At 61.3% G+C, this 22,762-nt stretch carries 19 protein-coding genes and 1 pseudogene; 12 read left to right on the top strand and 8 right to left on the bottom strand.

What is annotated here, in order from left to right; all coding sequences use genetic code 11:
• Positions 1-93 precede the first annotated feature (93 nt).
• Together A7X77_RS24650 and A7X77_RS34095 are read left to right on the top strand one after the other, a co-directional pair.
• Positions 94-3,492: a DUF3971 domain-containing protein gene (locus A7X77_RS24650; RefSeq protein WP_064685454.1), complete on the top strand. Its 3,399-nt coding sequence runs from the start codon at positions 94-96 to the stop codon at positions 3,490-3,492.
• Positions 3,493-3,862: 370 nt separating this feature from the next.
• Positions 3,863-4,143, top strand: a pseudogene (locus A7X77_RS34095) (hypothetical protein).
• An 83-nt stretch (positions 4,144-4,226) separates the two neighbouring features.
• On the opposite strand, the gene tyrS reads toward A7X77_RS34095, so the two are convergent.
• Positions 4,227-5,483 (bottom strand): tyrosine--tRNA ligase, encoded by a 1,257-nt coding sequence (gene tyrS, locus A7X77_RS24655; RefSeq protein WP_064685455.1) that lies wholly within the window; start codon positions 5,481-5,483, stop codon positions 4,227-4,229.
• A 132-nt stretch (positions 5,484-5,615) separates the two neighbouring features.
• Here tyrS and A7X77_RS24660 point away from each other — a divergent pair, with 132 nt between their 5' ends.
• Positions 5,616-6,734: an anhydro-N-acetylmuramic acid kinase gene (locus A7X77_RS24660; RefSeq protein ID WP_064685456.1), complete on the top strand. Its 1,119-nt coding sequence runs from the start codon at positions 5,616-5,618 to the stop codon at positions 6,732-6,734.
• On the top strand, positions 6,731-7,255 hold the full coding sequence (locus A7X77_RS24665) for a GNAT family N-acetyltransferase (protein ID WP_064685457.1): 525 nt from the start codon (positions 6,731-6,733) through the stop codon (positions 7,253-7,255). Before A7X77_RS24660 ends, A7X77_RS24665 begins: the two co-directional genes overlap by 4 nt.
• Here A7X77_RS24665 and A7X77_RS24670 read toward each other — a convergent pair.
• Together A7X77_RS24670 and A7X77_RS24675 are read right to left on the bottom strand one after the other, a co-directional pair.
• Complete coding sequence (locus A7X77_RS24670) at positions 7,252-8,427, bottom strand: acyltransferase family protein (RefSeq protein WP_064685458.1); 1,176 nt, start codon at positions 8,425-8,427, stop codon at positions 7,252-7,254. The two genes, A7X77_RS24665 and A7X77_RS24670, sit on opposite strands and share 4 nt — an antisense overlap.
• Before the next feature lie 142 nt (positions 8,428-8,569).
• A complete protein-coding gene (locus A7X77_RS24675) occupies positions 8,570-9,247 on the bottom strand; it encodes an alpha/beta hydrolase (protein WP_004675601.1) in 678 nt (225 codons plus the stop codon).
• A gap of 218 nt (positions 9,248-9,465) precedes the next feature.
• On the opposite strand from A7X77_RS24675, the gene A7X77_RS24680 reads away from it, so the two are divergent.
• From A7X77_RS24680 to sufA, 8 genes are all read left to right on the top strand, one after another.
• Positions 9,466-10,632, top strand: a complete 1,167-nt coding sequence (locus A7X77_RS24680; RefSeq protein WP_064685459.1) for a cysteine desulfurase family protein — start codon at positions 9,466-9,468, stop codon at positions 10,630-10,632.
• A gap of 168 nt (positions 10,633-10,800) precedes the next feature.
• Positions 10,801-12,270, top strand: coding sequence for a Fe-S cluster assembly protein SufB (gene sufB / locus A7X77_RS24685; RefSeq protein WP_064685460.1), 1,470 nt, complete (start codon positions 10,801-10,803; stop codon positions 12,268-12,270).
• Positions 12,271-12,329: 59 nt separating this feature from the next.
• Positions 12,330-12,671, top strand: coding sequence for a GIY-YIG nuclease family protein (locus A7X77_RS24690; protein ID WP_064685461.1), 342 nt, complete (start codon positions 12,330-12,332; stop codon positions 12,669-12,671).
• A gap of 104 nt (positions 12,672-12,775) precedes the next feature.
• Complete coding sequence (gene sufC, locus A7X77_RS24695) at positions 12,776-13,531, top strand: Fe-S cluster assembly ATPase SufC (protein ID WP_064685462.1); 756 nt, start codon at positions 12,776-12,778, stop codon at positions 13,529-13,531.
• Between the two features lie 24 nt (positions 13,532-13,555).
• A complete protein-coding gene (gene sufD, locus A7X77_RS24700; protein WP_064685463.1) occupies positions 13,556-14,830 on the top strand; it encodes a Fe-S cluster assembly protein SufD in 1,275 nt (424 codons plus the stop codon).
• A 12-nt stretch (positions 14,831-14,842) separates the two neighbouring features.
• The gene (locus A7X77_RS24705) at positions 14,843-16,084 is read left to right on the top strand and encodes a cysteine desulfurase (RefSeq protein ID WP_064685464.1); all 1,242 of its coding nucleotides are present in this window, start codon (positions 14,843-14,845) and stop codon (positions 16,082-16,084) included.
• Between the two features lie 12 nt (positions 16,085-16,096).
• On the top strand, positions 16,097-16,477 hold the full coding sequence (locus A7X77_RS24710) for an SUF system Fe-S cluster assembly protein (RefSeq protein WP_016554095.1): 381 nt from the start codon (positions 16,097-16,099) through the stop codon (positions 16,475-16,477).
• Between the two features lie 112 nt (positions 16,478-16,589).
• Complete coding sequence (gene sufA / locus A7X77_RS24715; protein WP_064685465.1) at positions 16,590-16,982, top strand: Fe-S cluster assembly scaffold SufA; 393 nt, start codon at positions 16,590-16,592, stop codon at positions 16,980-16,982.
• Positions 16,983-17,064: 82 nt separating this feature from the next.
• Here the strand turns inward: sufA and A7X77_RS34310 are convergent, their stop codons facing one another.
• The 5 genes from A7X77_RS34310 to gcvH all read right to left on the bottom strand — a co-directional run bounded on the left by A7X77_RS34310 (position 17,065) and on the right by gcvH (position 22,743).
• Positions 17,065-17,412: a hypothetical protein gene (locus A7X77_RS34310; RefSeq protein ID WP_348626305.1), complete on the bottom strand. Its 348-nt coding sequence runs from the start codon at positions 17,410-17,412 to the stop codon at positions 17,065-17,067.
• A 417-nt stretch (positions 17,413-17,829) separates the two neighbouring features.
• The gene (locus A7X77_RS24720; protein ID WP_064685466.1) at positions 17,830-18,135 is read right to left on the bottom strand and encodes a flagellar basal body rod C-terminal domain-containing protein; all 306 of its coding nucleotides are present in this window, start codon (positions 18,133-18,135) and stop codon (positions 17,830-17,832) included.
• A 132-nt stretch (positions 18,136-18,267) separates the two neighbouring features.
• A complete protein-coding gene (locus A7X77_RS24725; protein ID WP_064685467.1) occupies positions 18,268-19,308 on the bottom strand; it encodes a glycoside hydrolase family 25 protein in 1,041 nt (346 codons plus the stop codon).
• A gap of 208 nt (positions 19,309-19,516) precedes the next feature.
• Positions 19,517-22,381, bottom strand: coding sequence for an aminomethyl-transferring glycine dehydrogenase (gene gcvP, locus A7X77_RS24730; protein WP_064685468.1), 2,865 nt, complete (start codon positions 22,379-22,381; stop codon positions 19,517-19,519).
• Positions 22,381-22,743 carry a glycine cleavage system protein GcvH gene (gene gcvH / locus A7X77_RS24735; protein WP_064685469.1) on the bottom strand — a complete coding sequence of 121 codons (363 nt, stop codon included), beginning with the start codon at positions 22,741-22,743 and terminating at the stop codon, positions 22,381-22,383. The genes gcvP and gcvH overlap by 1 nt, the downstream gene beginning before the upstream one ends.
• Positions 22,744-22,762 lie beyond the last annotated feature (19 nt).

The raw sequence follows: 22,762 nt of genomic DNA on the forward strand, positions 1-22,762 counted from the left end.
TGACACTCTCTCTCCCCGAATTATATAGTGGACGGAAACCCGTCCAGCATGTCCGGGTTCAATTCTTCGATTTAAGGGAGAGCCCGAGGGCGCATGTCAGCCATCCGCGGCGAAAAGGTCACGTTTCGCAAGAAGGATATCGTTGCGCTGGACCGCTTGCCGTCCGCCCAGGCCGAGGATCCGATCATCGTTCATTGCCCGCCGCCGCGTTCGCCGATGCGGCGCACGGCGAAGCTGACCTTGGGATTTCTGGGACTGATTCTCCTGATCCTCGGCGCCATCGTCTTCACCGTCGAGAGCGGCATGTTCGACAAGCCGCTGTCGCAACAGGCGCAGGCGGCGCTGAACGGTGTGGCCGGACCGCGCTACCGCGCCGAAGTCGGCTCCGCCGTTATCCGCTTCACCTCTGACTTCCGGCTGGCGCTCGAAGCGCGCAACGTCAATATGATCGACCAGCAGAGCGGCCAACACCTGTCGACGACGGGTTCGGTGCGGCTCGGGCTCGATCCGCTGCAGCTTTTCCGCGGCCGTATCGCCGTCGCCGATATCGAAGCGGAGGATATCGCGCTCGACACAGCGCTTCTGCCCTCCGGCAACCCCGTCAAGCTCGATGATCTGCGCATCGACGCCATGCCGGCGGCGATGGAGAGGATCTTCTCGCAGCTCGACATGTTCGACAGCATCGTGACACGCGGCTCGACCAATTCCGTGCGCATCTCCGGCATCGACGTCAAATTGGCCGATACCGCAAACGGCCCGTTGTCGCTCGTCGTCGACAACCTTGTCTTTGCGCATGCCGGGCCATCCTCGCTGCAATTGAGAGGTGAGGTTGCGCTCAACGGCGAGGTGGCGGAGCTCGACGTGCTGGCCGAGAAGGACGGCGGCCAGGTGTCGAAGCTGGTGGCGACGCTCAGGCACGCCGACCTCACGCCCTTTGCGTTGAAACGCAACGATCAGGGGGCGATCCGGCAGGGGCTCAGTGCCTTCGTCGACCTGACGGTGTCGGCGACCAGGGAACGCGACGGCGTGCAGCCGGCGCTTGCCGCAACGGTCGATATCGATCCCGGCCTGATTTATGCGGACGGCGATCCGCAGGAGCTGTCGGGCGGGCAGATTAACCTCGCCTATGATTTCGCCAAGCAGACGCTCGAGATCGCCAAGTCGAACGCCCGGTTCGGCGCGACCACGGTTCCCATCAACGGCGCGCTGATCGATCTCGACAAGCTCGACCCGCAGGCCGGCAAGGGTTTCGGCATCGACCTGCTTGTCAGCGGCGGCACCGCCGCGCCTGGCGCTTCCGGCGAACAGCCTCTGTCCTTCGATATCCAGGCGACCGGGCGTTATCTGGTCGCCGGCCGGGAATTTCTGTTTCCTAACATGACCGTTTCCAGCCCGCTCGGCGCGCTTTACGGGGCGTTGCACGTCAGGCTCGGCGATAAGTCGCCGGAAATCAGCTTTGCCGGGCAATCCAGAGAGTTGCAGACGACGGCGATCAAGCAGCTCTGGCCGTTCTGGATGGCGCCCAAGGTGCGCACATGGGTGCACGGCAACCTCTTCGGCGGCACCGTCACAGACGCTGCCATATCCGTCTTCATTCCGTTCGGACGGCTTGACGAGGCAGCCGGCGGCAAGGGATTGAAGCTCGACGCCAATCAGATCCGCATCGGCTTCGACATTGCCGGCGCGCGGATGAACGTGGCCGGCGACATTCCGCCGGTGCGCGATACGGCGGCGCATTTCGATCTGACCGGCCCGGTTGCGACGATTTCGATCAAGAGCGGCACCTCCTATTTCCCCTCCGGCCGGTCCGTCGGTCTCGGGGAGGGAACGTTCGTCATACCTTCCGCCTACGACAAACCCCTGATGGCCGATATCGATCTGGCGGTTTCCGGCGCGGCGGACGCCATCGGCGAACTCCTGACCTACAAACCGATCCGGGTGCTGCAGCGCGCCGGCTTTACGCCCGAGGATTTCAAGGGCCACATCGACGCGAATGTGAAGGCGCATTTCGGACTGCTGTCGTCGCAAAACCCGCCACCGGCAGAGTGGAAGGCCGCCATGAAGCTTGCCGACGTCGATCTGGCCAAGCCGTTTTCCGGCCGCACGATCAGCAATGTCAGCGGCATGCTGAATGGCGATCCGAAGCAAATCACGCTCGACGCCAAGGGCGAGATCGACGGCATTCCCGCCGATATCGATCTGACCGAGCCGGTCGAAGCATCGTCCGGCGTGGAGCGGCAGCGCGTGATCACGGCGACGCTCTCGGATGATCAGCGCAGCAAGGTGATGCCCGGGCTTTCCGATATCGTCAAGGGTAACCTGAAGATGGTGCTGACGCGGATAGACGACGACCGGCAAGACGTTCAGCTCGACCTCACCAAATCGATGCTCGACCTGCCTTGGATCGGCTGGTCGAAAGGCAGCGGCATTGCCGCATCCGCGGAATTCGAGATGTCCGGTCCGCCCGAAAATACTGAGATCAAGAATTTTCGGCTGAAGGGTGACGGCTTCGGCGCCACTGGATCGCTGAACGTCGGCAAGACGGGCCTGATCTCTGCGGATTTCGACAGCGTCAGGCTCTCCTCGCTCGACGATTTCGCCTTGTCGGTGAAGCGCAGCAAGGGCAATTTCGACGTCTCCGTTTCAGGAAGCAGCGCCGATGCGCGCCCGGTCATCGCGCGATTGAAATCGGGCTCGGACGGCGACGAGGGCGGCGATAGCGACAATATCGGCGTGTCGGTGCGGGCCAGGCTGAAAAACGTCGTCGGCTTCAACGACGAAAAGGTCGGCAATTTCCAGGCACAGGTGTCACTGCGCGGCGACAAGTTGCAGGCTCTGAATTTTTCCGGGGTCACCGACAGCGGCGAGGCCGTCGTCAGCCAGATGAAGGATGGCGGCGTCATCAACATCACCAGCGGCGATGCCGGCGCGGTTTCGCGTTTCGCCGATCTCTACCAGCACATCCAGGGCGGGCTGCTCAATCTGGCGATCCGGTTGGGTGCTGAGGGCGGCTGGGACGGCTCGCTCGATGTGCGGCGTTTCTCGATCGTCAACGAACAGCGCCTGCGTTCGATCGTCTCGACACCCGTCGGAAACGAGCAGCGCAGCCTCAACGAAGCCGTCAAACGCGACATCGACACTTCATCGCAACGCTTCCAGCGCGGCTTTGCCCGCATCGTTTCGCGGGGTGGCATGATCGGCATCGAGAACGGGGTTCTGCGCGGCGACCAGATCGGCGCGACCTTCCAGGGCGTGGTGCGCGACCGTAAGGGCAATATGGACATGACCGGCACCTTCATGCCGGCCTACGGCCTCAACCGCCTGTTCGCCGAACTGCCGCTGATCGGCGTCATTCTCGGCAACGGCAGCGACCGCGGCCTGATCGGCATCACCTTCAAGCTGACCGGCAAGTTCGACCAGCCGAACCTGCAGATCAACCCGCTGTCGATCATCGCGCCTGGTGTTTTCCGGCAAATCTTCGAGTTTCAGTGAGACGGGCAGGCAGTAGCCTAAATCTCCTTGCGCTTGAGGAGATCGTCGAGGCCGCCGGGCGGCACCAGCGATAGCCGTAGGCCTCGAGCCTAATGGTGTGACGGCCTTTCTCGTCCGCTGCTCGCTTGAAAATCACCGACTCCGTCACGGTTCGCATTCATGAAGGTCTCGACCGCGAGGCGGTAGATGACCGTGTTCTTATACCAGAGATCGTTGATCGTTCCGGCGCTCTCAATGGGTCTGGTCGCAAATCCCGGCAGCGGAAAAGGTTCGATCAGGTAAGTCGAATAGTGACGCTTTGTTTATTTTAGTTAACTCTGATGTAATGTGGGTCCGGCAAACAACAGTCGGCGCAATGTCGGAGGATGCCATGCAGTGCGCTAGGACAGTCTCTTTCATATCGGTCGCGGTGATCGCCGCTGCAGTAGGCGAGGCTTCGCAGTCTGCGGATAAGGCCGCGCGACTGAGGCCGCCAGAGCTCATCCGTTCCGCCCATGTGCTGACGGTTCCCCTCGATGCGACCGTGACGCCGCCGACGTTCTCGATCAGCTGGTGGTCACGCGTGACGCGGCACCAGACCTCGACCCGCCACCTTATGTCTTCCGGGAGGCTGAACGAACGGACGCGACGTCTCGGCCTGGCGGCGAGTGAGAGGAGCGCGCCAACTGCAAAATTGGGCAAAGAAAGAGCCGGCGCGGGCGCCGGCTTTGATATCGGTTCGGAATTGAAGCCGCTTACGCCGCGCGGCGGATCAGGATGTGCTTCTTCTTGCCGAGCGAGAGCTTGATGACGCCGTCGGCGGTGATCTCCTCGCTGCCGATCAGGCGGCGTTCGTCGCTGACCGCCTCGTCGTTGATGCGCACTGCGCCGCCCTGGACGTGGCGGCGGGCTTCGCCGTTGGAGCCGGCAAGGCCGGCGCGGACCATCAGCGAGAGCAGGCCGATGCCGCCGTCGAGTTCGGTGGCTGGGATCTCGACGGAAGGCAGGTTTTCGGCGACCCGGCCTTCCTCGAAGGTAGTGCGGGCCGTTTCTGCGGACGCTGCGGCGGCCTCACGGCCGTGGACGATGGCGGTCGCTTCCGTGGCGAGGATCTTCTTCGCCTCATTGATCTCGGCACCGCCGAGCGCTTCTAGTCTGGCGATCTCGGAAAGCGGCAGGCGGGTGAAGATCTTCAGGAAGCGGCCGACATCGGCATCCTCGGTATTGCGCCAATACTGCCAGAAATCATAGGGGCTGAAGACGTCCTCGTTCAGCCAGACGGCGCCGGAGGCGCTCTTGCCCATCTTGGCGCCCGAGCTCGTGGTCAGGAGCGGCGTTGTGAGCGCATAAAGCTGCGGCGTTCCCATGCGGTGGCCGAGATCGACACCGTTGATAATGTTGCCCCACTGGTCCGAGCCTCCCATCTGCAGGCGGCAGCCGTAGCGGCGGCTGAGTTCGACGAAGTCGTAGCCCTGCATGATCATGTAGTTGAATTCGAGGAAGGAGAGCGACTGCTCGCGATCGAGGCGCAGCTTGACGCTGTCGAAGGAAAGCATGCGGTTGACCGAGAAGTGCCGGCCGACGTCGCGGAGGAATTCGACATAGTTGAGCTTCATCAGCCAATCGGCATTGTTGACCATGAAGGCATCGGTCGGACCATCGCCGAAGCGTAGGATGCGCGAGAATATTTTCTTGATGCCCTCGATGTTGGTATTGATCGCCTCGGGCGTCAGAAGCTTGCGCTGCTCGTCGCGGAAGGAGGGGTCGCCGACCATCGACGTGCCACCGCCCATCAGCGCGATCGGCCGGTGGCCGGTCTCCTGCAGCCAGTAGAGCATAGTGGCCGAGATCAAATTGCCGATATGCAGGCTGGTCGCGGTTGCGTCGTAACCGACATAGGCCGTCACGACCTCCCTCGCGAACAGATCGTCGAGGCCGCTTTCATCGGAAACCTGATGAATGAAGCCGCGCTCTTTCAGCGTGCGGAGGAAATCGGACTTGAACTCGGACATGGCTTTCGTCTCTTGGTGTCTGCGCTCGGTCCCGTGTGGCCTTACGCAACTTCGTTGTTGTTGATCTGTCGCGGCGCGTTTAGCACTGTTTTTACAAAAGTGCATCCGGGAATCGCATGGGAGGCAAGCCTCATGGACGTGATCAGAACCGCGATCGGGCTGATGAGCGGCACGTCGATGGATGGAATTGATGTCGCACTGATCAGGACAGACGGCCGCGGTTTCATCGAGCGCGGGCCATTCCTGGGTGTGCCCTATGAGGCCGAATTTCGCGAGCGGCTCAAGCGGGCGCTGGACTTGGCGCGTCCGCTAACCGATAGGTGCGAGCGACCCGAGGAACTTCGTGACATCGAGCTTGAGCTGACCGAACGGCACGCAATTGCCGTTACGGCATTCCTTGAGCGTTTCGGGCTGTCTGCCGATGCCATCGATGTTCTCGGCTTTCATGGTCAGACCGTGCTTCACCGGCCCGATGAAGGACTGACGATTCAGATCGGCGACGGTGGCGACCTCGCACGGCGAACCGGCATATCGGTGGTCTACGACATGCGCGCCAATGACATGCTCCATGGCGGGCAGGGCGCGCCGCTGGTGCCGGCATATCACGCCGCGCTCGCCGGAAAATTCCAGCAGGCAGGACAGGCGGTCTGCTTCGTCAATATCGGCGGCATCTCCAATCTGACCTTCATCGGTACGGACGGCCGAATCGTCGCCTTCGACAGCGGGCCGGGCAATACGCTGATTGACCAATGGGTGGAGATGCAGACCGGCAAAACCTATGATCCCGGCGGCGAAATCGGCGGACGCGGCAAGGTCGTGACCGCTCTCGCGGAGCGATATCTGCAAAGCCCGTTCTTCCGCGGCAATGTCCGCCGTTCGCTCGACCGCGGCGATTTCGCGCCGCTTCATCAGGGCGAGGCGAGCCTCGAAGACGGCGCCCGGACGCTCGCCCATGTCGCTGCCGCCTCGATCGTCAAATCCGCCGGCTTCCTGCCCGAGATTCCGTCGATCTACATCGTCTGCGGCGGCGGTCGGCTGAACGCCACGCTGATGGCGGAGTTTTCAATCATGGCCGAAGGGCAGGGATCGCGCGTATTGGCCGCCGAGGAGGCCGGATTCGACGGCGATGCGATGGAGGCCGAAGCCTGGGCTTATCTCGCCGTGCGCTCGCTGGACGGGCTGCCGCTGACATTTCCGGGCACGACCGGCGTTGAAGCTCCCGTCAGCGGTGGGGTGTTGGCAACGCCATGAGTGACGAGCGTCTGATCCTTCGGACGTCGCGGCTGCGTTTCGTCATGTGGAACGAAGGCGATGCGCCGCTGGTACAGTGGCTGCATTCGACGACGGCGACGACACAATATCTTCCCGGTAACGCGCCGTGGAGCCTCGAGAAGGCGGAACAACGGCTGCGGGGCTGGTTCGAGGAGCAGGTGCGCGACGGCACGACCAAATACAAGCTTCTCGGGGTGGATGGCCGTTTCATTGGCCGCGCCGGCATTTCGCGGTTCAGGGGCGAGCAGTTCGAGCTCGGTTATTCTCTGATCGAGGAGGCGTGGGGCAAGGGCCTGGCAACGGAAGCGGCGAGCGCCCTGGCCGACTGGTTCTTCGAAAGCAGACTTGCGTCCGCTTTCATTGCCTTCACGCATCCCGAAAACGTCGCCTCGCAGCGCGTACTCAGGAGGATCGGCATGCACGAACGCGCGCCGATCCTGATCGATGGAGTGTCTGGCACCGCTTTTGAGCTGACCGCTGCCATGCGGTCAAAGCTCTAACTCTTTACGGCAACCGGCCGGACATTGGATCCGCGCCCGGCCTGATTGCCATCCTCGACGCCCCTGACCTGGGCGATAAAGGAGAACTTCTTGCGAAGGCCGAGGATCGGCTTCTCGATGAAATGCCAGGACAGCACCGCGACGGCGAGGGCCGATGGCAGGCCGACGGCATAGAGCGCCAGCGCCCCATATTTCGGATAGAGAAAGACCGACGGAAACGCGCTTATCCAGATCTGCAGGAACGGGTCGTGATAGAGATAGACGCCGTAGGAATAGTCGCCTTTCCGGAAGAAGGCGGGGATCGGGACTTCCGACAGACCGATGAAGACGGTCATGTAAACAAGCGAGGTGATGACGATGGGCCGGTTGATCACCGATTCAATCGCCCGGCTGTCGAGAGTGAGAATGGCGGCGACGCAGACGAGGCAGGAGGCGGCGAAGATCCAGCGCGAATGCGGAATGACCGCCCTGAACTGGAAGGCGACAATGCCCATCAGGAAAGCGGTTATCAGCTGCGAGCCGCGGCTCATGAACAGGAAGCGGGCGACGGGCTTGATCGTGCCCGGCAGCAGATAGGGCATCTTCTGAACGATGAGACCGATGACGATATAGGCGGCCGTCACCGCGAGCAGCTTGTAGCGCGTCTTGACGATAGCGCTGATCATCAGGAACGACATGACGATGTAGCAGAAGATCTCCCAGGGAACCGTCCAGAGAGCGCCATTGACCTTCTGGCTCGGATTATCCTGGAACACGCCCGGCAGCTCATAATGGATCCAGCCGACGATGTTCAGGAAGTATTTGAAGAAACGCGGATCGGTGAAATAGTCGGCATGGTAGACGATCGTGACGATCGGCCCGATGATCAGCGAACAGACGACGATGTCGACGGCAAGAGCCGGGACGATGCGCAATCCGCGATTAATCAGGAAGTTCCGCAGGCTCAGCCGCTGGGCACTGCCGGCGATCAGGAATCCGCTCAAGGCGAAGAACATCGGAACAAGAGCGTATTCAGTAAACCAGAATATCGAGCCCTTAATGAAAGCATCATTTCCGGTCAGTAAAAACGAATGGGTCAGGACAATAGAAAAGGCGAGCCCAATTCGAAGAAAATCAAATCCCGGACCGATTCCCTTATACTTATCCAGGACTTCCCCGAACGAATTGGTCATTTGCGGACCTCGCTTCTGTTTGGATCGCGAGGAACCTACCGCACTGCAATATATATTGCAACACGGTAAGTGATCTGTTTCGACACAAGAGATCCGACGGGTCTCGAGCCCTCCGCAAGACGCGGCGCGTTCGCCTTGTGGTTTAGCGGATCCGCTTTGCCGCCGGCTCCGGCACCAGTTCGCCGTTGAGACGGCGGTCGAGATAGTCCTCGCATTCGCTCATCAGCGTCTCCACCTGACCGTTGAAGAAGTGGTTGGCGTTGGCAACGGTACGATGGGTGATGAGAATGCCCTTCTGGGTTTTCAGCTTCTCTACAAGGCCGTTGACGTCCTTTTCCGGCGCCACCTTGTCGGCCTCGCCGTTGATGATCAGGCCGGAGGAGGGGCAGGGCGCCAGGAAGGAGAAGTCGTAGGTATTGGGTTGCGGGGCGATCGACATGAAGCCCTCGATCTCCGGCCGGCGCATCAGGAGCTGCATGCCGATCCAGGAACCGAAGGAATAACCGGCGACCCAACAGGTCTTCGAATCGGGATGCAGGCTCTGCACCCAGTCGAGCGCCGAGGCGGCATCCGAAAGTTCGCCGGCGCCATGGTCGAATTCGCCCTGGCTGCGGCCAATTCCGCGGAAATTGAAGCGCAACGTCGTGAACCCGCGCTTCTGGAACATGTAGAAGAGCTGGTAGACGATCTGATTGTTCATCGTGCCGCCGAACTGCGGATGCGGATGCAGGATCAGGGCGATGGGCGCGCTTTTTTCCTTGGAGGGCTGGTAGCGGCCTTCAAGACGGCCGGCTGGGCCGTTGAAAATTACTTCGGGCATTGGTACTCCGGGTTTTTATTTCGCGTTCGCGCTGCGTTGGACGACAACATGACTTGACTAACGTTGTCAGCTTTCCTAAAACGCAGTTTAGAACAATTCGAAACTTGCATGGCGATCCACGCTTCGTGGAACGTGTCATAAGGCAAGCCCGGCGGAAATTTCAAGAAAAATGAACCGCGGGTGCTGAAGCAAGCTCGTCAAGCGCAGGACTGAAGATCATGGCGCCGCCACGCCTTTATCTCGACTGGAATGCCACAGCGCCGCTGCACCCAGCAGCGCGCGAGGCGATCATGCGCGCCATCGACGTGTTTGGCAATCCGAACAGCGTGCATGGAGAGGGGCGCGCCGCGCGCGCCGCCATAGAAGGTGCGCGCCGCAAGGTAGCGGCACTGGCCGGCACCGATGCCAGCAATGTGGTCTTCACCAGCGGCGCGACGGAAGCCGCCAATCTGGTGCTGACGCCGGATTTCCGCATGGGCCGTACGCCGCTTCAGCTTGGCCGTCTCTATTTTTCGGCGATCGAACACCCGGCCGTGCGTGAGGGCGGGCGCTTTCCCAAGGAGAAGATGACCGAGATTCCGGTGACGGAAGCCGGCATCGTCGATCTCGACGCGCTTGACCGCCTGCTTGCGGCCCATGACAAGGCCGCCGGCCTGCCGATGGTCGCCGTCATGCTTGTTAACAACGAGACGGGCATCGTCCAGCCGGTCGAGGCGGCGGCAAAATTCGTGCATGCCCATGGCGGGCTTTTCGTGGTCGACGCCGTGCAGGCGGCCGGCCGTATTCCGCTCGATATCAACAGGATCGGCGCCGATTTCATGATCGTCTCCTCGCACAAGATCGGCGGGCCGAAGGGCGCCGGCGCGCTGATTGCGCGCGGCGAGGCGCTGATGCCGCGGCCGCTGATCCAGGGTGGCGGGCAGGAGCGTGGTCACCGTTCGGGGACACAGAATTCGCTGGCGCTGATCGGTTTTGGCGCGGCGGCGGAGACGGCCGCGGGCGAGCTGGAGACGCGCAATGCAGCAATCGGCGCGTTGCGCGCGCGGCTGGAGGAAGGCATGCGGGGGCATGCCGCCGACGTGATCATCCATGGCGAGGGCGGCGAGCGCGTCGCCAATACGATCTTCTTCACCCTGCCGGGGTTGAAGGCCGAGACCGGACAGATCGCGTTCGATCTCGAAGGTGTCGCGCTTTCGGCGGGTTCGGCCTGCTCGTCGGGACGGCTTGGTGAAAGCCATGTGCTGACGGCGATGGGCCGCGACGCCAAGCTCGGCGCACTGCGTATCTCGCTCGGCTTCTCGACCACGGAAGAAGACATAGACAGGGCGGTTGCCGCCTTTGCGAAGATCGCTTGCCGGCGCAGGTCGGCGGGCGAGGCGGCATGACCGCATCATAAACTTGCAGAAACGCAATTTTCTGCTTGCCAATCGGGCTGAAAAGTCCCTTTTGGCCTCTTACATCAGGGCAAGATAATTGCCGACATGAGGGGCAAGTCAATTGCCCCGTGCGCTACAAGCTGCCGGACCTTGTATCCGGCGAGATTGGAGAATGAAATGGCTGCCGTGCAGGAAACGATCGACCAGGTCCGCCTGATCGATGTGGACCAGTACAAATACGGTTTTGAGACCGTCATCGAGATGGACAAGGCGCCGAAGGGCCTGTCCGAGGATATCATCCGTTTCATTTCGGCCAAGAAGCAGGAACCGGAATGGATGCTGGAATGGCGCTTGGAAGCCTATCGGCGCTGGCTGACGCTGGAAGAGCCGACCTGGGCGCGCGTCAATTATCCGAAGATCGATTTCAACGACATCCATTACTACGCCGCGCCGAAGAGCGCGCCGGGTCCGAAGTCGCTCGACGAGGTCGATCCGGAGCTGTTGAAGGTCTATGAGAAGCTCGGCATCCCGCTGCGTGAGCAGGAGATCCTGGCCGGCGTCGAGAAGCCGAAGATCGCTGTCGACGCAGTCTTCGACAGCGTCTCGGTGGTCACCACCTTCAAGGCGGAGCTGAAAAAGGCCGGCGTGATCTTCATGTCGATCTCGGAAGCCATCCGCGAACATCCCGATCTCGTCCGGAAATATCTCGGTTCGGTCGTGCCGACCTCAGACAATTATTACGCGACGTTGAATTCGGCTGTCTTTACCGACGGCTCCTTCGTCTTCGTGCCGAAGGGCGTTCGCTGCCCGATGGAACTGTCGACCTATTTCCGCATCAACGAGAAGGGCACCGGCCAGTTCGAGCGTACGCTGATCATCGCGGAAGAGGGCGCCTACGTCTCCTACCTCGAAGGCTGCACGGCGCCGCAGCGCGATGAAAACCAGCTGCATGCCGCCGTGGTCGAGCTCGTGGCGCTCGACGATGCCGAGATCAAATATTCCACCGTCCAGAACTGGTATCCGGGTGACAAGGAAGGCAAGGGCGGCATCTACAACTTCGTCACCAAGCGCGGCGATTGCCGTGGCGACCGCTCGAAAATTTCCTGGACGCAGGTCGAAACCGGCTCGGCGATCACCTGGAAATATCCGTCCTGCATCTTGCGCGGCGACGACTCCAGAGGCGAATTCTACTCGATCGCCGTGTCGAACGGCCATCAGCAGATCGATAGCGGCACCAAGATGATCCATCTCGGCAAGAACACGTCGAGCCGCATCGTCTCCAAGGGCATCGCCGCCGGCGTCTCCAACAACACCTATCGCGGCCAGGTCTCGGCACACCGCAAGGCGTCGAACGCCCGCAACTTCACCCAATGCGATTCGCTCCTGATCGGTGACAAGTGCGGCGCTCATACCGTGCCCTATATCGAGGCGAAAAACTCGACGGCGCAGTTCGAGCACGAAGCGACGACCTCGAAGATCTCCGAGGATCAGCTGTTCTACTGCCTGCAGCGCGGGATCCCGACCGAAGCGGCGATCGCGCTGATCGTCAACGGCTTCGTCAAGGAAGTCCTGCAGGAACTGCCGATGGAGTTTGCCGTCGAGGCGCAGAAGCTGATCAGCATTTCGCTTGAGGGGAGTGTCGGCTAAAACACAGCCTCCGTCATCCTCGGGCTTGTCCCGAGGATCTGCTGCGGTCAGGGACAGGGATGACTGGTTTTGTCTATATGATGTCCGACAAACCGCGGGGCGTGATCTACACCGGCGTTACGAGTGATTTGCACGGTCGCATATGGGAACACCGCAACGAAATCCATAAGGGTTTCACGCAGAAATACAGAGCAAAAAATCTCGTTTGGTTCGAGAACCATCCGAACATCGTGTTGGCGATCCAGCGGGAGAAATCCCTGAAGCGCTATATGCGCGAGTGGAAAATCAAGCTCATAGAGGAGCTCAATCCGACCTGGATGGACCTTTATGAGCGGATTGATGAAATTGAGAATGTCTATCGACCGCATCCGAATACGCGGGAGTGGAGCGATTACAATTGAGGGCTTAGATCCTCGGGACAAGCCCGAGGATGACGGATCGAGACCAGCGCGAGCGGTCAATTGGGCGGATCCTTGAAATTCGCCGGATAACAGGAAAGACAAAGATGCTTGAAATCAGAAACCTTCATGCCCGCATCGCCGAAGACGGCACCGAGATCATCCGTGGTCTGAACCTGACGGTGAAGGCCGGCGAAGTCGCCGCCATCATGGGGCCGAACGGCTCCGGCAAGTCGACGCTCTCCTATGTGCTGTCCGGCCGCAGCGACTACGAAGTCACCGAAGGCGACATTCTCTATGATGGCGAGAGCATTCTGGAGCTCGATCCGTCCGAGCGCGCCGCCAAGGGTGTCTTCCTTGCGTTCCAGTATCCGGTCGAAATCCCGGGTGTCGCCACCATGCAGTTCCTCAAGGTGGCGATGAACGAGCAGCGCAAGGCGCGTGGCGAGGACGAACTGACGACGCCGGATTTCATGCGTCGCGTCAAGGATGCTGCGGCCAAGCTGCAGATCAACACCGAGATGCTGAAGCGGCCGCTCAATGTCGGCTTCTCCGGCGGTGAGAAGAAGCGCGCCGAGATCCTGCAGATGGCGCTGCTGGAGCCGAAGCTGTGCGTGCTCGACGAAACCGACTCGGGCCTTGACATCGACGCGCTGAAGATCGTCGCCGACGGCGTCAATGCGTTGCGTTCGCCCGATCGCGCTGTCGTCGTCATCACCCACTATCAGCGCCTGCTCGACTATATCGTGCCTGATACGGTTCACGTGCTCTACAAGGGCCAGGTGATCAAGTCGGGCGACAAGACGCTGGCGCATGAGCTCGAAGCCAACGGCTATGCCGATATCATCGGCGCGGCGGCCTGAGTTCGGGTGGAAAGGACGACCTCCATGAACATGCAGACGACGAGTCGCCTGACCGCGGCCGAAACGGCGCTGATCGACGCCTTCAACCAGCAGATCGGCGAGTTGCCGGGCAACGGCATGGTGACGGCGCTGCGCGACCGGCTTCTCGATGACCTGAAGAAGGCCGGCCTGCCGACGCGCCGCATCGAAGCCTGGCATTACACCGACTTCAAAAACTTGCTGCGCGGCTTGCCGCCGCAGGCAGGCGACGCCGGCTCCGACCCGCTTGAGCCGCTCGTCGCGGGTTCCAGGGTGCTGGCGGTGATCCAGGGCCATGCCAATCAGAAGGCGGTCGCAGAGGGCCTTGGTGTGTCAGCCTACAGCGAACGTCTGCGTGACGGCTCGGCTGCAGGCGGGCTTGATGCGATCGGCAGCGACGATGCGGTCGGCCGCATCAATGGCAGCTTCGTGCGCGACGGCTATGTGGTTGACGTGCCCGATGATACCGAGCTTGAAAATCCGCTCGAGATCCAGTTCATCCATGCTGGCGGGCAGACCCATACGCGCCTTCCCGTTACCTTCGGCGCCGGCGTCAAGGCAACTGTTATCGAGCGTCACCGTGCGGTGACGGGCGATGCTGCCTTCGTGTCCCATGTCAGTGACATCACCGTCGGCAAAGGCACGGAGCTAACATGGATCATCCTGCAGCAGCAGGGTGCCGACGATACGCATCTGGGACAGATCCGCGTCGATCTCGGCGCCGATGCCAAGCTTCGCCTGTTCGTCATCAATGCCGGCGGCAAGCTGGTGCGCCAGGAGCTGCATATCAAGGTAACGGGCGAGGGCGCCGATCTGACGCTGCGCGGCATCAATCTGCTCGGAGCCGAAAGCCATACCGACGTGACGATGGTGCTCGGCCACGACGTGCCGCATACCGGCTCGACCGAGGTGATCCGCAATGTCGTCTTCGACCGCGCCAAGGGTGTCTTCCAGGGCATGATTCGGGTGGCGCCCGATGCGCAGAAGACCGACGCCAAAATGGCGTGCAACACGCTCTTGATGTCCGACGACGCCGAATTCTCGGTCAAGCCGGAGCTCGAGATCTTCGCCGACGACGTCCAGTGCGGCCATGGCGCGACGGTGACCGATATCGACGCCAATCATCTCTATTACATGATGGCGCGCGGCATTCCGGAGAACAAGGCGCGGGCAATGCTCGTCAACGCCTTCGTCGCCGAGATCGTCGAGGAACTGGAAGACGAGGCCCTGGTCGAGGCGCTGGAAGGCGTGATTTCGGCCTGGCTCGAAAAGCACGCCTGATCGGATATAGCCATGGACAAGATCGTGCCGGCCACGCAATACGACGTCGAAGCCATCCGCCGGGATTTTCCGATCCTGGCGGAGAAGGTGCACGGCAAGCCGCTGGTCTATCTCGACAACGGCGCCTCGGCCCAGAAGCCGCAGTCGGTGATCGACGCGATCTCGCATGCGTACAGCCACGAATATGCCAATGTGCATCGGGGTCTGCATTATCTCTCCAATGCCGCGACCGATGCCTATGAGGGGGCGCGCGAAAAGGTCCGCCGTTTCCTCAACGCCCCTTCGGTCAACGACATCGTCTTCACCAAGAATTCGACCGAAGCGATCAACACCGTCGCCTATGGCTGGGGCATGCCCAAGCTCGGCGAAGATGACGAGATCGTTCTGACGATCATGGAGCATCACTCCAACATCGTGCCCTGGCATTTCATTCGCGAGCGGCAGGGCGCCAAACTGGTCTGGGTGCCGGTCGACGACGAAGGCGCCTTCCATATCGAGGATTTCGAAAAGAGCCTGACGGAGCGCACCAAGCTCGTCGCCATCACCCATATGTCGAATGCGCTCGGCACGATCGTTCCGGTCAAGGAGGTCTGCCGCATCGCGCATGAACGCGGCATTCCGGTCCTGATCGACGGCAGCCAGGGGGCCGTGCATCTCCCGGTCGACGTTCAGGATATCGATTGCGACTGGTACGTCATGACTGGCCACAAGCTCTACGGACCGTCGGGCATCGGCGTGCTCTACGGCAAGAAGGAGCGGCTTTTCGAGATGCGCCCCTTCCAGGGCGGCGGCGAGATGATCTTCGAGGTTGCCGAGGATGCGGTCACCTACAACGATCCGCCGCATCGCTTCGAAGCCGGTACGCCGCCGATCGTCCAGGCGATCGGTCTCGGTTATGCTCTCGACTATATGGAGAAGGTCGGCCGCGAGGCGATCGCCCGCCATGAGGCCGATCTTGCCGCTTACGCGGTCCAGCGGCTGAAATCGATCAATTCGCTGCGTGTGTTCGGCACGGCGCCCGATAAGGGCAGTATCTTTTCCTTCGAGCTTGCCGGCATCCACGCCCACGACGTCTCGATGGTGATCGACCGGCAGGGCATTGCGGTGCGGGCCGGCACGCATTGCGCCATGCCGCTCTTGAAACGCTTCGGCGTCACCGCCACATGCCGTGCATCCTTCGGCATGTACAATACCCGCGCCGAGGTCGATGCCCTGGCCGATGCGCTGGAATATGCGCGCAAGTTCTTTGCTTGAGGAGTGTCCGTGATGAGCCTGGACGAAAGCGAACAGAAGATCGACGTGCGCGAAGGCATCGTGCATTCCAGCATCCCGGCCGATGAACTGGCCCGGCTGAGCGACGACGTCATCAGCGCGCTGAAAACCGTCTACGACCCGGAAATTCCCGCCGACATCTTCGAACTCGGTCTGATCTACAAGATCGACATCGAGGACGACCGGATGGTGAAGATCATGATGACCCTGACCGCGCCCGGCTGCCCGGTCGCCGGTGAGATGCCGGGCTGGGTGGAAAACGCCGTCGGCGCCGTCGAAGGCGTGTCCGGCGTCGAGGTCGAAATGACTTTCGATCCGCCGTGGACGCCGGACCGCATGTCGGAAGAGGCGCAGGTCGCGGTCGGCTGGTACTGAGCTGCGCTAGTACCCAGTACCGCGCGCGGTATTGATCCGTTTACCTCGGGCGACTACATTTGATTCACGAAGCACCGGATCTTGACCCCGGTTGTGGAAGGAGATGAAGCCGATGGGCTTTGCAGTGATGAGCATGACGGACGGGGCTGCGGCCCGCGTCAAGGCGATCGTCGAGAATTCCGGGCCGGAGGCCAAAGGTGTCCGCGTCGGAATCAAGAAGGGCGGCTGCGCAGGCATGGAATATACCATCGACCTGGTGACCGAGCCGAATGCCAAGGACGATCTGATCGAGCGCGACGGCGCCAAGGTCTGGGTCGAACCGTCAGCCGTGCTCTATCTTCTCGGCACCGAAATGGGTTTCGAGCAGACGACGCTGCGCTCAGGCTTCACCTTCACCAACCCGAACCAGACGTCCGCCTGCGGCTGCGGCGAATCCGTCGAATTGAAGCCCGCCGATCTCGCGGCGCTTGCCGCACAGCGGCAGAGTGAACCGGCGCATTCCTGATACCGCCCACACACGCCGAAATTAGCCGCTAACCGTTCCTGATGAAGCCGGTTTGGCTCCGTTGAGATCGCGGTTTTCTGTTTTATGGATGAGCAAAACGAGGCGCTGCACCACAGGCTGCGTCTTGTTCGGCGGTGCCTGTCGCGAAAAATGATGGTGATTGGGATCGTGTCTCGATTTGCATGATAGAGACGACGCGGCAGCCGGAAGGATTTTTCTCGGCTAACCGAATGCCCAGGTTGGTGGAAAATATCGGGTCGGGATTCCACCGCTCATAGCGCCTAGCGTCGAGGAGTTCTTCTCGCTCGGCGAGAAATGCCGTCCTCAGGTGGATTTCCTCGTCCGCCGAGATCGGCTTTGCTCCCTGAGCGAGTTTGAGCTCGCACGAACGTCTTGATTTGCCATGATCGGGTGGATACTCGGTTTCCACGATGACGAAACGAGCTCCGGGAACGCTGTTCAGCCATTTTGTACCCATACAGAAGTGGAAAGGGGACCCCAGGAGCGGTCACCGGGGCCACCGTCCTGATGTCACGTCCAAGGTCGCGTAATCCTGTTGCATCAAAGTCTTTGCCTGTCACCACGGCAATTCGACAGGTGTGAACAGGTCACGCCAAACACCGGAAAGGTCTTCGCTAGCGTCAGCACTGGTTATCAGGGCGAAATTCAGAAGAATTGATAAGGTAATGCGGCGCAAGCGGAATGCTTTCCTGAGATGATGTATGAGCGCCTGCAGGGCAATTCTGCCAGCAGAGCGGCTGATTTCGCGACGGCCGAGGCAGTTGGCAGATCGACGTAGGTCCGATCCAAGTAGAATTATAACAGCGCGACTAATTGAGAATCGCGCTCAGTCGCGCTTAATGCTCATCAGCATTTCCCACATATCCGCGCCGGTCTCGAAGACCACGGCGTTTGCCTTATAGGCCTGTTCGGCTTCGATGAGATCGGTCAGTTCGGTGGCCGGATCGGCATCCGACGCGGTCGGGTTGACGGTTGCCTGAACGCCGCCTGATGCGACAGTGGTGAGGCTGGTGATTAGCATGGCGTAACCTGATGTGCTGCTGTTGGCGACATTGTTGGCGATCGCGCCGATCCGCGTTGTCTGTGCCCGCATGCCCGAAAGAGCAGTGCTCGTGATGCCCGAAATGCTCATCAGTTGTTCCCCGGAACTGGATGATCCCTTTTACCCGCCAGCATTTAGGGAATGCTGAAGGCATTAAGTTAGCAAAGACCTATGGGGGGGCGTTCCGCGTACCGCTTGTTCCGGATTGGCACGGGATCATCGCTACCGCGATGCCACCCAGTCGTGCCAATCGCTTTCGTTGCCGTTGAAGACGTTGAGGTCGATCTTGCCATCGACGCCGTCGGAAAGACCCGAACCGGAATATTGCCAGAAGACCCATTTGCGGCCCGGATAGACCTTGGAGGGGTGGGCCGCCACCGAGCGCAGCCAGAAGGGATAGTCGAGCATCTGGCCCTTCAAATTGTCGCGGTAGAAATCCGGCGCCGTGTAAATGATCGGGCGTTGGCCGTAATGACGCTCCAGCTTGTCCATGAACACCTGCATCTTTTCCCGGACGCGGGCAGGCGAAATGCGCCGCTTGCAGCTCGATTCGCCGTTCCATTCGACGTCGATGACGGGCGGAAGCGCATTTGCTTCTCTCGGTACGTTGCGGATGAACCAGTCGGCCTGTTCGCCGGCTGTGCGGCACCAGTAGAAGAAGTGATAGGCGCCGTGTTTCAGGCCGGCTTCCCTGGCGCGGCGCCAGTTCTTCCTGAACATCGGGTCGAGGTGATCGCCGCCGTCCGTCGCCTTTATATATACGAAGTTCGCGCCTTGCTTTCGCAGTGTCTCCCAGTCGATCTCGCCCTGCCAGCGCGATACGTCGACGCCGTGCACGGCCAGATTTCTCGGTGAGGTTCTGCCGAAGTTGATCGGCTTGGCGTCGCGGAAACGGTGGCTGTAAATTCGCCCGCGCGACGGTGATTTCGTGCCGATGCCGGGATCGATTGCCGGGTTGTCGGGCATGAGCATCGCAACAGGTCTTTCCGTCGGCATCGGCATGCCAACCGGCCTTTCCGCGGGCACCAACGCTTGCGGCTGCGGAACCGGCCCTGTCCAGCTCAGCGCCTGCTGCTGCGGGCTTGCCTGCGGGGCAGCATCACCCACAGCAGCAGCCGGGATCGGGCCGCTCGTCTTCGTGATCGCATTGGTGGTTTCCGTCGAAGCCACAGGGGTGAGCACATCTTCGGCGCCGGAACTGGCGGCGCATCCCGAGAGGATCAGGGTGGCGAGGAGAATTGCTGGCACAGCCGATGGACGCATAAGAACCCGCACGCAAAACAGAGATCAGCGGCAACATCCATGATGACTGGAAACCGCCTATTTCGAATTGCTAACAGAGACTTGCTAAGAAAGGTTAAATTTGAACCCTATGCCTAGAAACGGCCGTTGTTGGGGTTCGTACCGTGCATGAAAGGCGCGACGCGCAGGCGGCCCCTCTCAACGGTGAGAGGGGCTTGCCGCGTTTACGTTATTCCGCCGCCTCGGCGTAGCTTTCGACCGGCGGGCAGGTGCAGATTAGGTTGCGGTCGCCGTAGACGTTGTCCACCCGGTTGACCGGGGACCAGTATTTGTCGACGCGGAAGGCGCCGGGCGGGAAGCAGGCCTGTTCGCGGCTATAGGGCCGGTCCCATTCGCCGACGAGGTCTTCCACCGTGTGCGGGGCGTTCTTCAGCGGGTTGTTGGCCTTGTCCATGCGGCCTTCTTCGATGGCGCGGGCTTCCTCACGGATCGCCAGCATTGCTTCGCAGAAACGGTCGAGCTCGGCCTTGGTCTCGCTTTCCGTCGGTTCGATCATCAGCGTACCCGCGACCGGCCAGCTCATGGTCGGCGCATGGAAGCCGCAGTCGATCAGCCGCTTGGCGACATCGTCGACTGTCACGCCGGCGCTATCGACCAGCGGCCGCGTGTCGATGATGCATTCATGCGCCACACGGCCGGTCTTCGACTTGTAAAGCACGTCATAGGCGCCCTTCAGCCGGGCGGCGATGTAGTTGGCGTTGAGGATCGCCACCTTGGTCGCCTGCGTCAGGCCTTCGCCGCCCATCATCAGGCAATAGCTCCAGGAGATCGGCAGGATCGAAGCCGAGCCGAAGGCGGCGGCCGAAACCGCGCCCGGACGGCCGTCGGTCTCGGGATGGCCGGGCAGGTGGGGCGCCAGATGCGCCTTGACGCCGATCGGGCCCATGCCGGGGCCGCCGCCGCCATGCGGGATACAGAAGGTCTTGTGCAGGTTGAGATGGGACACGTCGGAGCCGATGTCGCCGGGGCGGGACAAGCCAACCATGGCGTTCATGTTGGCGCCGTCGAGATAGACCTGGCCGCCGTGCTGATGCACGAGATCGCAGATTTCCCTCACCGTCTCCTCGAAGACGCCGTGCGTCGAGGGATATGTGATCATGCAGCAGGAAAGGTTTGCCGCATGCTCCTCAGCCTTGGCGCGGAAATCCTCCATGTCGATGTCGCCATTCTCACGAACCTTGACGACGACCACCTTCATGCCGACCATCTGGGCCGAGGCCGGGTTGGTGCCGTGCGCCGAGGTCGGGATCAGGCAGACGTCGCGATGAGCCTCGCCATTGACGATGTGGTAGTTGCGGATCGTCAGCAGGCCGGCATATTCGCCTTGAGCGCCAGAATTCGGCTGCATCGAGAAGGCGTCGTAGCCGGTGACGGCGCAGAGCTTTTCCGTCAGGTCGTCGAGCATCTCGCGATAGCCGAGCGCCTGGTCGGCCGGCACGAAGGGATGGATATCGGAAAATTCCGGCCAGGTGATTGGCAGCATTTCCGCCGTCGCATTGAGCTTCATCGTGCAGGAGCCGAGCGGGATCATGGCGCGGTCGAGAGCGAGATCCCGGTCGGAGAGCCGGCGGATATAGCGCGTCATCTCGCTCTCGGCCCGGTTCATGTGGAAGATCGGGTGGGTGAGATAATCGCTGGTCCGGAGCAGGCCCTTCGGCAGGCGGTAGGACGGCTCGAAATCGGCAATGGTGAAATTGCCGCCGAAGGCGCGCCAGACGGCTTCGAGGGTCGCAGGCCGGGTGCGCTCGTCGAGGCTCATGCCGATCTTCGTCTCGCCGACCTTGCGCAAATTGACGCCTTCGGCGACGGCGGCGCGCAGGATGAGGCCCTGCATGTGGCCGACATCGACGGTGATCGTGTCGAAGAAGCTTTCCGGTTCAACCTTATAGCCGAGCTTTTCCAGGCCCTTTGCCATCAGCACGGCCTTCTGGTGCACCTGCTGGGCGATCGCCTTGATGCCATCGGGTCCGTGAAAGACCGTATACATCGAGGCCATGACGGCAAGCAGCACCTGGGCGGTGCAGATGTTCGACGTCGCCTTCTCACGGCGGATATGCTGTTCGCGGGTCTGCAGCGATAGGCGGTAGGCGCGGTTGCCGCGGGCGTCGACGGACACGCCGACGAGACGACCCGGCATGGAGCGCTTGATGGCATCCTTGACCGCCATATAGGCCGCATGCGGACCGCCGTAGCCGACGGGAACGCCGAAGCGCTGCGAGGAGCCGACGGCAATGTCGGCGCCCATTTCGCCGGGCGACTTCAAAAGCGTCAGCGCCAGGATATCGGCGGCGACGACGGCGATGGCGCCGGTCTGATGCAAGCGTGCGATGAGGCCGGTGAAATCATGCACGTGGCCGAGTGTGCCCGGATATTGGAAGATCGCGCCGAAGACGTCGACGGGATCGAGATCGGTGAAGGGATTGCCGACGATGACCTGCCAGCCAAGCGGCTCCGCACGGGTGCGGATGAGGGCGATGGTCTGCGGGTGGCAGTCGGCATCGACGAAGAAGGCTTTCGCCTTGGATTTCGACACGCGCTCGGCCATCGCCATGCCTTCGGCGGCGGCGGTCGCCTCGTCGAGCAGCGAAGCGTTGGCGACATCGAGGCCGGTTAGATCACAGACCATCGTCTGGTAGTTCAGGAGCGCTTCGAGGCGGCCCTGGCTGATCTCGGGCTGGTAAGGAGTATAGGCCGTATACCAGGCGGGATTTTCCAGGATATTGCGCTGGATCACCGGCGGCGTGATCGTGCCGTAATAGCCCTGGCCGATCAGCGACACGAGCACCTTGTTCTTGTTGGCGGTCTCGCGCAGCTTGTCGAGCGCCTCGCGCTCGGTCATCGGCGCGCCCCAGACGAGCGGCGCCTTCTGACGGATCGAGGGCGGTAGTGTCGCGTCGATCAGCCCATCTAGGCTGTTATAGCCGATCACCTTCAGCATCTCCGCCATTTCAGTCGGCGACGGGCCGATGTGACGGCGATTTGCGAAATCGTAGGGCTGATAGTCGGTGAACTGGAATTCGGTCGGCGTCGTCATTACGCGGTGAGCTCCTTGTAGGCGGCCTCGTCGAGCAGGCCGTCGGCATCGGAGGGGTTTTTGAGCTTCAGCTTGAAGAACCAGCCGGCGCCTTGAGGATCGGAGTTGATGAGCGAGGGATCGGCAACGATTGCGTCGTTGACAGCGGTGATCTCACCGTCGAGCGGACAATAGACCTCCGAGGCTGCCTTAACGGATTCGACCGTTGCGGCATCGTCGTTCTTCGCAAAGCTCTTGCCGACTTCGGGCAGTTCGACGAAGACGAGATCGCCCAGCTGTTCGACGGCATAGGTGGTGATGCCAACGGTTGCGACATCGCCGTCGAACTCGAGCCATTCATGTTCAGCGGTGAATTTCAGCATGGAAAAATCCTTTCGGAAA

This window comes from Rhizobium bangladeshense (assembly GCF_001662075.1).
Lineage (GTDB): Bacteria > Pseudomonadota > Alphaproteobacteria > Rhizobiales > Rhizobiaceae > Rhizobium > Rhizobium bangladeshense_B.